Origin of the sequence: Hydrogenophaga taeniospiralis, assembly GCF_020510445.1 — a bacterium.
GTDB lineage: Bacteria > Pseudomonadota > Gammaproteobacteria > Burkholderiales > Burkholderiaceae_C > Hydrogenophaga.
This window is the reverse complement of record NZ_JAHBAG010000001.1, coordinates 2787530-2801509: the sequence shown is the minus strand read 5'-3', so window position 1 is coordinate 2801509 and position 13980 is coordinate 2787530. Positions and strand designations below refer to the sequence as shown.

The window sequence follows — 13980 nt, the reverse complement described above, 5'->3', positions numbered from 1 at the left end:
GCGGAACCATCCATCCCAACCTGTCTGGAGACCCCCATGAGCCGAGAAGTCGTCATCGTCAGCGCCGCCCGCACCGCCATTGGCACCTTTGGTGGCAGCCTGAAAGACGTGCCCCCCACCGAACTCGGCGCGCTGGTCGTCAAGGAAACCCTGGCCCGCGCCCAGCTCGACGGCAAGGACGTGGGCCACGTGGTGTTCGGCCACGTGGTCAACACCGAACCCAAGGACATGTACCTCTCGCGCGTGGCCGCCATCAACGGCGGCTGCGCCGAAGGCACGCCCGCCTTCAACGTCAACCGCCTCTGCGGCTCGGGCCTGCAGGCCATCGTCTCGGCCTCGCAGTCCATCCTGCTGGGCGACGCCGACATCGCCATCGGTGGCGGCGCCGAGTGCATGAGCCGCGCGCCGTTTGCCTCGCTCAACATGCGCTGGGGCGCCCGCATGGGCGACACCAAGATGGTCGACATGATGGTCGGTGCCCTGCACGACCCCTTCCACACCATCCACATGGGCGTGACCGCCGAGAACATCGCCGCCAAGTGGGGCATCAGCCGCGAAGACCAGGACCAGCTGGCCCTGGAAAGCCACAACCGCGCCCAGCGCGCCACCGAAGAAGGCCGCTTCAAGGAACAGATCGTTCCGGTCATGCTCAAGAGTCGCAAGGGCGAAGTGGCCTACGCCACCGACGAGCACTTCCGCCCCAACTGCGGCATGGAGGAGCTGGCCAAGCTCAAACCGGTGTTCGTGAAGGAAAACGGCACCGTCACCGCCGGCAACGCCTCGGGCATCAACGACGCGGCCGCCGCCGTGGTGCTGATGGAGGCCGCCACCGCCAAGGCGCGCGGCCTGGCGCCGCTGGCGCGACTGGTGGCCTACGCCCACGCCGGCGTGGACCCGAAGTACATGGGCATCGGCCCGGTGCCGGCCTCGAAGCTGGCGCTGCAGAAAGCCGGCCTGACCGTCAACGACCTCGACGTGATCGAGGCCAACGAGGCCTTCGCCGCCCAGGCCTGCGCCGTGTCCAGAGACCTCGGCCTGGACCCGGCCAAGGTCAACCCCAACGGCTCGGGCATTTCGCTCGGCCACCCCATCGGCGCCACCGGCGCGCTGATCACGGTGAAGGCGCTGTATGAGCTGCAGCGCATCAACGGCCGCTACGCGCTGGTGACGATGTGCATCGGTGGCGGTCAGGGCATCGCTGCGGTGTTTGAGCGGGTGTGAACACCCGCCCCCCGCGCCGCTTCGCGTCACCCCCCCGGAGGGGGCGATGCGAGTGGCCCGGCAAAGCCGGTTCCACCGCATCCTGGGTGGGGCACGCGCTCCGGACACTCTGAGTTTTTTGTGAAACCGTTCGCACCCGCTTCAAATGACGAGTGAACACACCACTGGCGCTACCTGGGCGCCCATGCTGGACGAACTGGAGCGCGGCCTGTTGCAGCGCGACGTGGCCGCCCGTGCGCTGCTGCTGGCGGCGCTGGCGGGCGAGCACGTGCTGCTGCTGGGCCCGCCCGGCACCGCCAAGAGCGAGCTCGCGCGCCGCCTGCAGCGCCTGTTGCCCGGCGCGCACTACTTTGAGCGCCTGCTCACCCGCTTCACCGTGCCCGAGGAGCTGTTCGGTCCGTTGTCGCTGCGCGCGCTCGAAGAGGACCGCTACGAGCGCCTGACCGAGGGCTACCTGCCGAGCGCCGAGGTGGCGTTTCTCGACGAGGTGTTCAAGGCCAACTCGGCCATCCTCAACACCCTGCTCGGCCTGCTGCATGAGCGCCAGTTCGACAACGGCAGCCAGCGCCTGCCGGTGCCGCTGGTGTGCCTGGTGGGCGCCAGCAACGAGGTGCCGCAGGACGAAAGCCTGCACGCGTTCTACGACCGCTTCCTGCTGCGCGTGCCGGTGCAGCCGGTGGACGACGCGCATTTCACCGCCCTGCTGCTGGCCGATGCGCCAGGCGCGGGCGACACCCCGGCCAATGCGCTGATCGACCCTGCGGTGGTGGAGGCCCTGCGCGAGCGTGCGCCGCGGGTCCCGCTGGGGGAGGCCGCACTGGCGCTGCTGCTGCAGGCCCGACAACACGCCAGCGAGAGCGGGCAGACCGTGTCGGACCGGCGCTGGCGCCAGCTGGTCGCGCTGCTGCAGCTGCAGGCCGCGAGCCGCCAGGCCAGCGAGGTCGGGCCCTGGGACCTGTGGCTGCTGCCCTTCGTGCTGGCCGCCGACCCGGCCCAGGTGCCCGGCTGGACCGGGTTGTTCCTGCACAGCGTGGCCCGGACCGCACCGATATCCGTGCAGGGTCTGGAGCGCGCGGTGCAGGCGTTCGAACAGCAGCTCGACACCGAGCGCCGCGCCCCGCCCGACGCGCAGGACGACAGCGCGGGCAAGCTGGCGCTGGCGCGCGCCATCAGCCGGCCGGGCGAAGAAAGCGAGATGCTGCGCATCACCAGCGAGCGCGCCCAGCGTCGCTACAGCCCCGTGCACATCGAAGCCCGTGTGGCGCAGTGCGACGAACTGCTGGAGCGGCTGATGGCACTGCACGGCGAGTGGCTGGCGGTGGCGCGCGAGGTGCTGGCCCAGGCCCGCGCGCACGCCTGGCTGCCCCCGTCCTGGCTGCTGCAGATCGAGGCCGTGCACGCCGAGCGCGGCGGCCACCTGGCCAGCCTGTGCGCGCAGCACCAGTCCACGCGCAACGGCTTCGCGGCCTTGCCGGTGGAGGTGGATGCCGCCGCCCACGCACCGGCGCCGGTGCCGTGGGAATCCCCGTGAAGGCCTCGACAGGCTCAGCCCGAACGGGTGGATCGGTCGACACCGCGCCAACGGCCACCGTTCGCCCTGAGCCTGTCGAAGGGCAGAACTTTCCCGACCGGCCCTACCACCACCTCGACGCCCTGCCGCGCGAACTCTGGCGCTGGGCCGTGGTGTGCAGCAGCGGCCACGCGGCGCGGCGCGTCCCCGAGCTGGCGCAGTGGGCGCGTGCGCTGATGGACGGCGCCCTGCCCGATGCGGCGCACGACTTCGGCGACGCTGCCGCCACCCAGGCGCTGCGCCCGCTGCTGACCGAGCTCGATCTGCTCACCCTCACGCGCCAGAGCGCGCCGCTCACCCGGCAACTGCTGCAAAGCCTGATGTGGAACTTGGACAGCCTGATCGACCGACCCGCCGACGAACCCCGCGCACAGGCCATCACCCGCATGCAGGCGGTGTTCCGCGAGAGCTGGGACCTGCAGCGCAAAGGCTGGGACGAGGCGCTGGCGCTGCTGCAGTCGCTGGGCGATCTGGCGCACCTGCGCTGGGACGACCTGGCCGGCCAGCTCAACCGGCGCGAGTGGCAGGAAGCGCGCCGCATCGGCGAGCTGCTGCAGCGCCTGCCGGCACTGGCGGCGTTCATCGACGGCGTGGGCCGGCGCGCGTTCGAACCCCGGCACCCGCCGGCCCACACCGCCCGGCCCGACCCGGCGCCCGACGCGCAAGCCGCGCAGCGCCCCGCCGACGACGAAGAACGCCGCCCCGAACCCACCGCGGTGGACGGCGTGCGCCGCTCACGCAACCTCGCCCGCATGACCGGCGGCGAAAGCCTGAACCTCACCCACCCGGTGCTGCACCGGCTGTGGCGCGCGCGTTTTGCCGAAGCCCAGTTGCTGAGCTACGACGACCGCGCCCGCGAACATTCCCCGCGCCCCCTGCCGCGCCCCGAACCGCAGCCCCAGCGCCGACAAGCGGCGCACGCCGGGCGTGGCCCGCTGATCGTCTGCCTGGACACCTCGGGCTCGATGCGCGGCGCACCGGAAAACGTGGCCAAAGCCTGCGTGCTGCAGGCCCTGCGCAGCGCCCACACCGGCCAGCGCGCCTGCCGGCTGCTGGCCTTTGGCGGCCCCAGCGAGCTGCTGGAGCGCGACCTCACGCTCGACGCCGCCGGGCTGGAACACCTGCTGGACCTGATGGGCCAGAGCTTCGACGGCGGCACCGACGTGCAGTCCCCCATCGAACGCGCCATCGAACTGGTGCAAACCGCCGGCTGGCAGGAGGCCGACCTGCTGATCGTGAGCGACGGCGAGTTCGGCGTCACGCCCGCCACGCTGCGGCGGTTGCGCGAGGCCAAGGAACGGCTGGCGCTGCGCGCGCACGGCGTGCTGATCGGCGACCGCGAAACCATCGGCCTGATGGAGGTCTGCGACCACCTGTACTGGGTGCGTGAGTGGCGCCGCTACGGCAACGGCGCCGCCGCGGTGGGCGAGAACTTCTCGCCGGTGCACAGCCGCAGCCTGACCGCCCTGTATTTCCCGAACGCAATCAGGAGGTAAGCCCCCCTGGAAGGCCAACCGATAAACACCGGGATCAGTCGCCCTGGAAGCCGCCCGCGCGGTAGGTCAGCACCAGGGTGTCGCGCCAGCCAAAGCCATCGGCCTGCAATGGCTGGATCGGGGTGCTTTCGTGGATGACGCGCTGGTCGTCGAGCAGCAGCAGCGACCAGGGTTCGAGCAGCGTGAAGCGCTGGCCGGCCGGCCCGTTGGCCTCGAACACGCGGCTCTCGCCGCCCTTGATGAGGTGGCGCTCCAGCATGAACACCGCCACCAGGTCCACACCGTCGCGGTGCGCGCCTTCCGGCGTGGGCCGGCCGATGCCGTCGGTGGTGTCGATGCGAAAAGTGTGCGCCTCCACGAACCAGGGCTGCTCGCCGCGCAGGGCCGAGACCACCGCCCCCACCCGCCCCAGCAAGCGTGGCCACACCGGGCGCGCCACCAGCGCCGGGTCCATGGGCTCGAACAGGCGCTGCATGCCGCCATGCAGGGCGTTGTATTCCAGCGGCTGCCAGTGGGCGCGGTGCGGCACCTGCTGCACCTGTTCCCCCCGCACCTCGAAACAGCTGTGGCGCCGCCGGCGGTAGTGCCCGCCGTCCTTCAGGTAGCCATCGGCCGGCAGATCGTTCCAGCCACTGTGCAGAGCCTGCAGTTCGTCCGGCGTGGCGGACAGCCACTGCTGCACATCGGCGGCACTGATCAGGGCAAACCCTTGGGTCTTCAGGCTCTGGTCGAGCCCGGCCAGGGGCACATAAGGTGGCTGGAATTGGCTGGTCATGGGCAGGCAGTGTAGCGGGCAGCCCGCCAGCGGCCCCGCTCCGTGGGGCAGGCGTAACAGGCGGTTAATGCCTGTTCACCACCGTGTGCAATTCCTGCGCTGGATCAAATCCACACCCTGCGGGTGCTGTCAAGCTTTCGGCCACAGATTGGATTTGGAGGCTGTCATGAACACTGTTGAATGGTCCGATGCGCTGCTGCTGGATTACGAGCCCATGGACACCGTGCACCGGGAGTTCGTGGACCTTCTGGCGGCGGCGCAGAACGCGTCCGACGCGGCACTGCCGCAGACCTGGGCCGCGGTCGTCGCCCACACGGTGCGCCACTTTGGCCGAGAGGACGAATGGATGCAACGCACCGGCTTCGCCTCGGCCGACAACCACATCCTGCAGCACCGGGTGGTGCTCAACCTGCTGCGCGAAGGCCTGGCGATGGCCCAGGCCGGCCAGATGGACCCGGTGCGCGAGATGGCCGGCGAGTTGGCGGTCTGGTTCGCCAAGCACACCCAGACGCTGGACGCGGCGCTGGCGCTGCACATGCGCCGCGAGCCCTCGCCGGTGAGCACGGCGCACCGCCCGCGCGGCGGGCGCGGCGCCCACGCGTCCCCCGGATAGACCGCGCCCGCCGGCCCGGGCGGGCAGGTCCGCGGCCCGATCCCCACAACCCTCACGGGTATCGGGTAAACCATGTGCGTGCCACATGCGGTGGTGGCTATATTGCTCCGACAGAAGGAGACCGCCATGGCCGAAGCCATCCACGCTGACGCGTCGCACGACGACCCGTCCGAGCCCGGCACGCCCGAGGCCGCACCACCGGCGCAGCCTGCCAACGCCGAACAACGCGGCCCCTCGGTTTTCGCCCTGACGCTGGCCGACCTGAGCCCGTCCGACCCGGTGCGCTGGCTTCGCCTGGGCTGGGCTGACTTCCAGCGCTGCCCGCGCATCGGCCTGTTCTACGGCCTGTGCTTCTTCGCCATGGGCCACGCCTTGCTGGCGGTGTTCCAGAACGCCCCTGCCTACGTGCTGGCGCTGAGCGCCGGCTTCCTGCTGATGGGGCCGTTCCTGTGCCTGGGCCTGTACGACGCGAGCAAGGCCATGCAGACTTACGACCACCGGCCTTCGCTGCGCGCGTCCCTGCTGGCGTGGCGGCCGACCAAGGGCACCATGGGCATCTTCGCCGGCGTGTTGCTGATCCTCGAACTGCTCTGGGGACGGGCCTCGCTGGTGGTGTTTGCCGTCACCTTCAACACCATGCCTTCGACCGAGAAGCTGCTGCCGCAACTCATCAACCCGGAGAACCTCGGCTTCCTGATCACCTACACCATCGTGGGCGGCATCTTCGCCGGCCTGATCTTCGTCACCAGCGTGATCTCGATCCCGATGATCATGGACCGCGAGACCGACGCGATCTCGGCCGGCCTCACCAGCATCCGCGCCTGCCTGCAGAACCCGGGCGTCATGCTGATCTGGGGCGCGCTGATCACGGTGCTGATCGGTCTGGCCATGCTGCCGGTGTTCCTCGGCCTGCTGATCGTGGGCCCGGTGATCGGCCACGCCACCTGGCACGCCTACCGCCACATCGTGCCAGCCCCCTGATCGATGGCCTGAACGTTCCGTTGTTGTGGGGAGCCGACGATCGGCCCGGCGCGCCGGTGCAGGTTCGACGCCCTGAGTTGCCCGCTGTACCGGGGCAAGTTGCAAACAGGTGGCCACGGGCCAGCCAGATGCCGCCTGGAGCGCGGCTGAAATGCGCCGAAACGGGGCCAAAACCGGGCCCGGCTCACCACCCTGGGGCGCCCGTTTTCCGCAGTGCACCATAAGGGTTTTTGTGTACAGGGGTCGGTCGCTGTACAGTGGGCCGGCGCCACAGCACATCTGTATATGTTGACATCGTGTCACGGGCATTACAGTCGCGCCATCGTCACCTGCGAAAGCGTTTGTCTGCATGGAATCCGCACAAGCCCTCGTCACCTTCACCGGTGTCCAAAAAACCTACGATGGCGACACCCTCGTGGTTCGCGACCTGAATCTGGAGATCCAGAAGGGGGAGTTCCTCTCGCTGCTGGGCCCCTCGGGTTCGGGCAAGACCACCACCCTGATGATGCTGGCCGGCTTCGAGTCGCCCACCTCGGGCGAGATCAGCCTGAACGGCGTGCCGATCACCCGAACCCCGCCGCACAAGCGCAACTTCGGCATGGTGTTCCAGAACTACGCACTGTTCCCGCACATGACGGTGGCCGACAACATCGCGTATCCACTGACCGTGCGCAAGCTGGGCAAGGACGATCGTGAGGCCAAGGTCAAGCGCGCGCTCGACATGGTGCAGATGGGCCACATGGGCAGCCGCTACCCCGGCCAGCTCTCGGGTGGCCAGCAGCAGCGCGTGGCGCTGGCCCGCGCCCTGGTGTTCGACCCGCAGCTGGTGCTGATGGACGAGCCACTGGGCGCACTGGACAAGCAGCTGCGCGAACACATGCAGCTGGAGTTGAAGGCGCTGCACCGCCGCCTGGGCGTGACCTTCGTCTACGTCACGCACGACCAGTCGGAAGCGCTCACCATGTCCGACCGCGTGGCGGTGTTCAGCGAAGGCGTGATCCAGCAGATCGACCAGGTGGACCGGCTCTACGAAACCCCGTCCAACCGATTCGTGGCCAGCTTCGTGGGCGACAACTCGGTGCTCGACGCCAAGGTGCTGCAGACCTCGGGCGCGCAGTGCGACGTGCAGCTGGGCGACGGCACCGTGCTCACCGGCATCAACGTCAACCAGGCCCAGGTCGGCGAGACGGTGCAATGCAGCGTGCGCCCCGAGCGCATCGCGGTGCTCAACGGGGCCGGCGGCCCCAGCGGCAACCGGCTCGACGCGGCCCTGGGCGACGTGATCTATTTCGGCGACCACCTGCGCCTGCGCTGCCTGGTCACCCAGCAACCCGAGATCAGCGTCAAAGTGCCGCTGCAGCACGTCGGCCACATGGATCCGGGCCAATCGATTGGCCTGCACATCCCGCCCGAGCACCTGCGGATATACCGATGACACCCCTGCGCCGCTTCGCGTCTTCCCCCTGGGGGACGACGCAGCCTGTGGCCCGGCGAAGCCGGTTCCACGGCTGCCCCAGTGAAGACACGCTCCGGTGCACCCCTGCTTTTCCTTCACCCGTTCCTCAACCCAGGAGATCCTCCCCATGAAACTCAAACCCGTCCTGTTGGCCGTGGCCGTGATGGCCAGCCTGCCCGCTTTCGCCCAAAGCCAGCTCACCGTGGTGAACTTCGGCGGCGCCAACGGTGCCGCCCAGAAGAAGGCCTATTTCGAGCCCTTTGAAAAGACCGGCGCCAAGGTGGTGCCGGTGGAATACAACGGTGAACAGGCCAAGATCAAGGCCATGGTCGAAGCCAAGAAAGTCACCTGGGACGTGGTCGAAGTCGAGAGCCCGGACCTGAGCCGCGGCTGTGACGAAGGCCTGTTCGAGAAGATGGACTGGGCCAAGGTCGGCAACAAGGCCGACTTCCAGAAAGCCGCCGTGCACGAATGCGGCGTCGGTACCTTCGTCTGGTCCACCGTGATGGCCTACGACGGCGACAAGCTCAAGACCGCGCCCACCACCTGGGCCGATTTCTGGGACGTGAAGAAATTCCCCGGCAAGCGCGGCATGCGCAAGGGCGCCCGCTACAACCTCGAATTCGCCCTGATGGCCGACGGTGTCAAGACCGCCGACGTCTACAAGGTGCTGGCCACCAAGGACGGCGCCGAGCGTGCGTTCAAGAAGCTGACCGAACTCAAGCCCAACATCCAGTGGTGGGAAGCCGGCGCGCAGCCGCCGCAGTTCCTGGTGGCGGGTGACGTGGCCATGACCACCGCCTACAACGGCCGCATCGACGCCGCCCAGCGCGAAGGCAAGAACCTCAAGATCACCTGGACCGGCGGCATCTACGACCTGGACTACTGGGTCATGCCCAAGGGCACGCCCAACAAGGACGCCGCCCTGAAGTTCATCGCCATGGCCAGCTCGCCCGACGCGCAGGCCGAATACGCCAAGAACATCAGCTACGGCCCGACCAACAACAAGGCCCTGACCAAGCTCGACGCCAAGGTGCTGGGCATGCTGCCCACCTCGCCGGCCAACAGCAAGGACGCGCTGCAGTTCGGCATCGGCTTCTGGGCCGACCAGGGTGAAGCCCTGGAGAAGCGCTTCTCCGCCTGGGCCGCGCAGTGATGGCGAACAGCGGAACCACCCAGCCATTGGCCGGCACGCTCCCGTCCGGGCCGGCACCCGGCAGCGCCGGGGCTGGCGGCACCGGCAGCCTGGCCCGGCAGTTGCGCCGGGCCGATCGGCGCAAGAAGCTGCGCGCACTGGCGCTCACGCTGCCGCTGCTGGCGTTTTTGCTGGTGTTCTTTCTGGTTCCGCTGGCGTCACTGCTCGTGCGGGCGGTTGAAAACCCGGAAGTGGCCGACGCCCTGCCCCGCACGGGGCAGGCGCTGGCCGACTGGGACCGCAACAGCCCGCCCCCCGCCGCTGCCTACGCAGCGGTGCTGGCCGACCTCTCGGCCATTGAAGAGACCGCGCAGGCCGGCGTGCTGGCCCGCCGCCTCAACAGCGAAGTGGCCGGCGCACGCTCGCTGGTTATGGGCACCTACCGCGCCCTGCCCCTGGGCGACAACCTGGGCCCGGACGAAGCCCGCGCCAAACTGATCGAACACGACGCGCGCTGGGAAGAATTGCCCTACTGGCAGACCATCGCCAAGAACAGCTCGCGCTGGACACCCGACTACCTGCTGACCGCGATCGACTTCAAGCGCAACGCGCAAGGCGACATCGAACGCGTGGGCGCCGGCGAAGCCGCCTTCAGCGACATCCTGGGCCGCACCTTCCAGATCAGCGCCATCGTCACGGTGATCGCCCTGTTGATGGCCTACCCGCTCGCCTACTGGCTCTCCACGCTCTCCGAGCGCAAAGCCAACGTGCTGCTGATCCTGGTGCTGCTGCCGTTCTGGACCTCGGTGCTGGTGCGCATCGCGGCCTGGATCGTGCTGCTGCAGAACAACGGCCTGGTCAACCGGTTCCTGATCTGGCTGGGCGCCACCGATGCGCCCATTCCCCTGCTGTTCAATCGCCTGGGTGTGATCGTCGCCATGGTGCACATCCTGCTGCCCTTTGCCATCCTGCCGCTGTACAGCGTCATGAAATCGGTGCCCTCCAACTACCTGCGGGCCGCCGTGTCGCTGGGCAGCCCGCCGCTGGCGGCGTTCTTCCGCGTCTACCTGCCGCAGACCTACCCCGGCGTGGCCGCCGGTGGTCTGCTGGTCTTCATCACCAGCATCGGCTACTACGTCACCCCCGCCCTGCTCGGTGGCCCGGGCGACCAGATGCTGAGCTACTACGTGGCGCAGTACACCAACGTCGAAGTCAACTGGGGCATGGCCTGCGCGCTCGGTGGCGTGCTGCTGACGGCCACCATGGTGCTGTACGTGCTCTACCGCAAGGTCTCAAAGGCCGAACTGAGCCTGGGTTGAAAGCCATCCGCCATGAAACTCCTGCCCGTCTTCCCCGCCTACTACAAGCTGCTCGACAAGCTCGGCTGGTTTGCCCTGCGCGGCACCGGCATCGCCGTGCTGGCCTACCTGCTGTTGCCGGTGGTGGTGATCATTCCGCTGTCGTTCAGCGACTCGTCCTTTCTGGCCTACCCCATCGAAGGCTGGTCGCTGCAGTGGTACCGCGAGATGTGGAATTCGTCCGACTGGGCGCGTGCCACCCGCAACAGCTTCATCGTGGCCCCACTGGCCACCCTGCTCGCCACGGTACTGGGCACGCTCGCCGCCGTGGGGCTGTCGCAAAGCCGGTTCTTCGGCAAGGGATTCATCACCGGCCTGCTGATCGCGCCCATGGTGGTGCCGATCGTGGTGGTCGGCGTGAGCAGCTACCTGTACTTCGCCAGATGGGGCCTGAACGACACCTATCTGGGCCTGGTGATCGTGCACGCGGCGCTGGGTGCGCCCTTCGTGGTCACCACCGTGCTGGCCACGCTGCAGAGCTTCAACCACAACCTGGTCAAGGCCAGCCTGAGCCTGGGCGCGAGCCCGCTGGAAACCTTCTTCCGCGTCACGCTGCCGGTCATCGCGCCCGGGGTGATCTCGGGCGCGTTGTTCGCGTTCGCCACCTCGTTCGACGAGGTCGTGGTCACACTGTTCCTCGCCGGCCCCGAGCAGGTCACGCTGCCGCGCCAGATGTTCACCGGCATCCGCGAAAACATCTCGCCCACCATCGCCGCCGTTGCCACGTTGCTGATCCTGTTCACCACCGCGCTCATGCTCACGCTGGAGTGGCTGCGCGGGCGCCGCAAGTGAAAGGCCCCCTGGGGCTCGATCCATGAACACCGCAGAAAAGGCCACCGCTTTCAGGAATCTGCATGGGAACAGCGGCTGCTTCCTGATGCCCAATGCCTGGGACGCGGGCAGCGCCCGCATCCTGTCGGCCCAGGGGTTCTCGGCACTGGGCACCACCAGCGCCGGCATCGCGTTTTCACGCGGGCTTCCGGACGGCGCGGAGGCCCTCGGTCGCGCCGAGATGATGGACGCCGTGCACCGCATCGCCTCATCGGTTTCGGTGCCCGTCAGCGCCGACCTGGAGGCGGGCTTCGGTACCGGCCCGGACGAGGTGGCGCAAACCGTTGCCATGGCCATCCAGGCCGGCGCCGTTGGCGGCAACATCGAGGATGCCAGCCCCGACAGCCCAACCGGTCTGTACGACCTGGCACTCGCCGTTGACCGCATTCGCGCGGCACGCGCCGCAAGCCCCTGGTTCACGCTCACCGCGAGGACAGACACCTGCCTGACCGGTGGTGCACAGGCCCTGCCGCAGGCCATCGAACGGTGCCAGGCCTTCGTGGAGGCGGGCGCGGATTGCGTCTTTGTTCCAGGCCTGACGACCGCCGCTGACATCGAACGACTGGTCCACGAAGTGGCCGCGCCGGTCAATGCCGTGATGGGATTGGCCTCGTCTTCGTTGACGGTGGCGGACCTGCGCGGCCTGGGCGTGCGGCGCATCAGCGTCGGGGGCAGCCTCGCGCGCGCCAGCCTCGGACTGGTGCGCCGAGCCGCACGGACCATGCTGGAACACGGGCGGTTCGACTACGCTGAACAGCAGATTCCAGACGCCGAGCTCTGTGGCTTCTTTGCCCTGGATGACGCCACCGCCAGGCGCCAGGGCCCCTACTGAGCAACCGGCCAGCACCCCTCAAAATCCTCCCCCATGACCTTCACCACCGACACCACCCTGACCGGCCAGCACGCCCAGCTGGTGCCCTTGCGCCCCGCCCACCACGACGACCTGGTCGAGGCCGTGCGCGACGGCGAACTCTGGAAGCTCTGGTACACCAGCGTCCCCACACCCGAGGGCATGGCCGCCGAAATCGAACGCCGCCTGGGCCTGCAGAAAACCGGCAGCATGCTGCCGTTCGCGGTGCTGGACGCCAGCGGCAAAGCGGTCGGCATGACCACCTTCATGAACATCGACGCCGCCAACCGCCGGGTCGAGATCGGCTCCACCTGGTACCGCACCGCCGTGCAGCGCAGCCCGCTCAACACCGAGTGCAAGCGCCTGCTGTTGACCCACGCGTTCGAGACGCTGGACTGCATCGCGGTGGAGTTCCGCACCCACTTCTTCAACCACCAGAGCCGGCGCGGCATCGAGCGCCTGGGCGCCAAACTGGACGGCGTGCTGCGATCGCACCAGATCAACCGCCACCCCGACGCGCAGGGCGCGCTGCGCGACACCTGCGTTTACAGCATCGTCGCGACCGAGTGGCCGACGGTGAAGGCCCATCTGGATTACCAGCTGACACGCCCCCGAACATGAAACACCCCCTGCGCCGCTTCGCGTCTTCCCCCTTCAGGGAGACCGCACCAGTGGCCCGGCAAAGCCGGTTCCACGGCGCGTGCTGGTGAAGACACCGCATATGCCCCATCCCACCCATTTCAACCAGCCGCTGGGCGGCAACGTCATGCCGCGTTTCGGTGGCCTGGCCAGCATGATGCGGCTGCCGGTCGCAACCAGTGCCCACGGCCTGAACGCCGGCTTCATCGGCGTGCCCCTGGACACCGGCACCAGCCACCGCCCGGGCGCGCGCTTCGGCCCGCGCCAGATCCGCGCCGAGTCCTGCCTGATCCGCCCCTACAACATGGCGACCGGCGCCGCGCCCTTCGACGCGCTGCAGGTGGCCGACCTCGGCGACGTGGCCATCAACACCTACAACCTGCTGAAGTCGGTGGACCTCATCGAGCAGCACTACCGCCCCATCATCGAGGCCGGCTGCATCCCGCTCACGCTGGGCGGCGACCACACGATCGCCCTGCCCATCCTGCGCGCCATGAAAGCGACACACGGCCCGGTGGCGATGATCCACGTGGACGCCCACGCCGACGTGAACCCCGACATGTTCGGCGAGGCCATCGCCCACGGCACACCGTTTCGCCGTGCGGTGGAAGAAGGCCTGCTGGTCGGCGACAAGGTCTGGCAGATCGGCTTGCGCGGCAGCGGTTATTCGGCCGACGATTTCGACTGGCCGCGCCAGCAGGGCTTCACCATCGTGCCCGCGCACGAGGTCTGGTGGACCAGCCTGGCGCCATTGATGGCGCAGATCCGCGACAGGATCGGCCCCGACACGCCCACCTACCTGAGCTTCGACATCGACGGCATCGACCCGGCCTACGCCGGCGGCACCGGCACGCCCGAGATCGGTGGCCTGAACGTGCCGCAGGCGCTGGAGATCGTGCGCGGCTGCCGCGGCCTGAACCTGGTGGGCTGCGACCTGGTCGAAGTTTCTCCGGCCTATGACACCAGCGGCAACACCGCGCTGCTGGGCGCCAACCTGCTGTTTGAAATGCTCTGCGTGTTGCCCGGCGTGGCCTACCGCTGAATCCCCGTTGTCA

At 68.6% G+C, this 13980-nt stretch carries 13 protein-coding genes; 12 read left to right on the top strand and 1 reads right to left on the bottom strand.

All coding sequences use genetic code 11. The annotated features are described in order from the left end of the window. Positions 1–36 precede the first annotated feature (36 nt). From bktB to KIH07_RS13480, 3 genes are all read left to right on the top strand, one after another. Entirely contained in the window at positions 37–1221 is a 1185-nt protein-coding gene (bktB, locus tag KIH07_RS13490) for a beta-ketothiolase BktB (protein ID WP_226492461.1), read from the top strand. 145 nt (positions 1222–1366) lie between these two features. After that, on the top strand, positions 1367–2752 hold the full coding sequence (locus tag KIH07_RS13485) for an AAA family ATPase (protein ID WP_226492460.1): 1386 nt from the start codon (positions 1367–1369) through the stop codon (positions 2750–2752). Then, entirely contained in the window at positions 2749–4287 is a 1539-nt protein-coding gene (locus KIH07_RS13480; RefSeq protein ID WP_226492459.1) for a VWA domain-containing protein, read from the top strand. Before KIH07_RS13485 ends, KIH07_RS13480 begins: the two co-directional genes overlap by 4 nt. Positions 4288–4321: 34 nt before the next feature. Here the strand turns inward: KIH07_RS13480 and KIH07_RS13475 are convergent, their stop codons facing one another. Then, complete coding sequence (locus tag KIH07_RS13475; RefSeq protein ID WP_226492458.1) at positions 4322–5062, bottom strand: 2OG-Fe dioxygenase family protein; 741 nt, start codon at positions 5060–5062, stop codon at positions 4322–4324. 166 nt (positions 5063–5228) lie between these two features. On the opposite strand from KIH07_RS13475, the gene KIH07_RS13470 reads away from it, so the two are divergent. The 9 genes from KIH07_RS13470 to speB all read left to right on the top strand — a co-directional run bounded on the left by KIH07_RS13470 (position 5229) and on the right by speB (position 13967). Beyond that, a complete protein-coding gene (locus KIH07_RS13470; protein WP_226492457.1) occupies positions 5229–5675 on the top strand; it encodes a bacteriohemerythrin in 447 nt (148 codons plus the stop codon). 126 nt (positions 5676–5801) lie between these two features. Further along, on the top strand, positions 5802–6656 hold the full coding sequence (locus tag KIH07_RS13465) for a DUF2189 domain-containing protein (RefSeq protein ID WP_226492456.1): 855 nt from the start codon (positions 5802–5804) through the stop codon (positions 6654–6656). 349 nt (positions 6657–7005) lie between these two features. Beyond that, positions 7006–8091, top strand: a complete 1086-nt coding sequence (locus KIH07_RS13460) for an ABC transporter ATP-binding protein (RefSeq protein WP_226492455.1) — start codon at positions 7006–7008, stop codon at positions 8089–8091. A 148-nt stretch (positions 8092–8239) separates the two neighbouring features. Then, the gene (locus KIH07_RS13455; protein WP_226492454.1) at positions 8240–9268 is read left to right on the top strand and encodes an ABC transporter substrate-binding protein; all 1029 of its coding nucleotides are present in this window, start codon (positions 8240–8242) and stop codon (positions 9266–9268) included. Beyond that, complete coding sequence (locus tag KIH07_RS13450) at positions 9268–10566, top strand: ABC transporter permease (protein ID WP_226492453.1); 1299 nt, start codon at positions 9268–9270, stop codon at positions 10564–10566. Before KIH07_RS13455 ends, KIH07_RS13450 begins: the two co-directional genes overlap by 1 nt. 12 nt (positions 10567–10578) lie before the next feature. After that, positions 10579–11397 (top strand): ABC transporter permease, encoded by an 819-nt coding sequence (locus KIH07_RS13445; RefSeq protein ID WP_226492452.1) that lies wholly within the window; start codon positions 10579–10581, stop codon positions 11395–11397. A 22-nt stretch (positions 11398–11419) separates the two neighbouring features. Continuing rightward, positions 11420–12268, top strand: coding sequence for an isocitrate lyase/PEP mutase family protein (locus tag KIH07_RS13440; RefSeq protein ID WP_226492451.1), 849 nt, complete (start codon positions 11420–11422; stop codon positions 12266–12268). Positions 12269–12301: 33 nt separating this feature from the next. Beyond that, on the top strand, positions 12302–12907 hold the full coding sequence (locus tag KIH07_RS13435) for a GNAT family N-acetyltransferase (protein WP_226492450.1): 606 nt from the start codon (positions 12302–12304) through the stop codon (positions 12905–12907). Positions 12908–13007: 100 nt separating this feature from the next. Next, positions 13008–13967, top strand: a complete 960-nt coding sequence (gene speB, locus KIH07_RS13430) for an agmatinase (RefSeq protein WP_226492449.1) — start codon at positions 13008–13010, stop codon at positions 13965–13967. Positions 13968–13980: the final 13 nt, after the last annotated feature.

Bases quoted from the DNA above. Each gene is read 5' to 3' on its own strand.
- bktB (WP_226492461.1), top strand. From the start codon at position 37: ATGAGCCGAGAAGTCGTCATCGTCAGCGCCGCCCGCACCGCCATTGGC.
- KIH07_RS13485 (WP_226492460.1), top strand. From the start codon at position 1,367: ATGACGAGTGAACACACCACTGGCGCTACCTGGGCGCCCATGCTGGAC.
- KIH07_RS13475 (WP_226492458.1), bottom strand. From the start codon at position 5,062: ATGACCAGCCAATTCCAGCCACCTTATGTGCCCCTGGCCGGGCTCGAC.
- KIH07_RS13470 (WP_226492457.1), top strand. From the start codon at position 5,229: ATGAACACTGTTGAATGGTCCGATGCGCTGCTGCTGGATTACGAGCCC.
- KIH07_RS13465 (WP_226492456.1), top strand. From the start codon at position 5,802: ATGGCCGAAGCCATCCACGCTGACGCGTCGCACGACGACCCGTCCGAG.
- KIH07_RS13460 (WP_226492455.1), top strand. From the start codon at position 7,006: ATGGAATCCGCACAAGCCCTCGTCACCTTCACCGGTGTCCAAAAAACC.
- KIH07_RS13455 (WP_226492454.1), top strand. From the start codon at position 8,240: ATGAAACTCAAACCCGTCCTGTTGGCCGTGGCCGTGATGGCCAGCCTG.
- KIH07_RS13450 (WP_226492453.1), top strand. From the start codon at position 9,268: ATGGCGAACAGCGGAACCACCCAGCCATTGGCCGGCACGCTCCCGTCC.
- KIH07_RS13445 (WP_226492452.1), top strand. From the start codon at position 10,579: ATGAAACTCCTGCCCGTCTTCCCCGCCTACTACAAGCTGCTCGACAAG.
- KIH07_RS13440 (WP_226492451.1), top strand. From the start codon at position 11,420: ATGAACACCGCAGAAAAGGCCACCGCTTTCAGGAATCTGCATGGGAAC.
- KIH07_RS13435 (WP_226492450.1), top strand. From the start codon at position 12,302: ATGACCTTCACCACCGACACCACCCTGACCGGCCAGCACGCCCAGCTG.
- speB (WP_226492449.1), top strand. From the start codon at position 13,008: ATGCCCCATCCCACCCATTTCAACCAGCCGCTGGGCGGCAACGTCATG.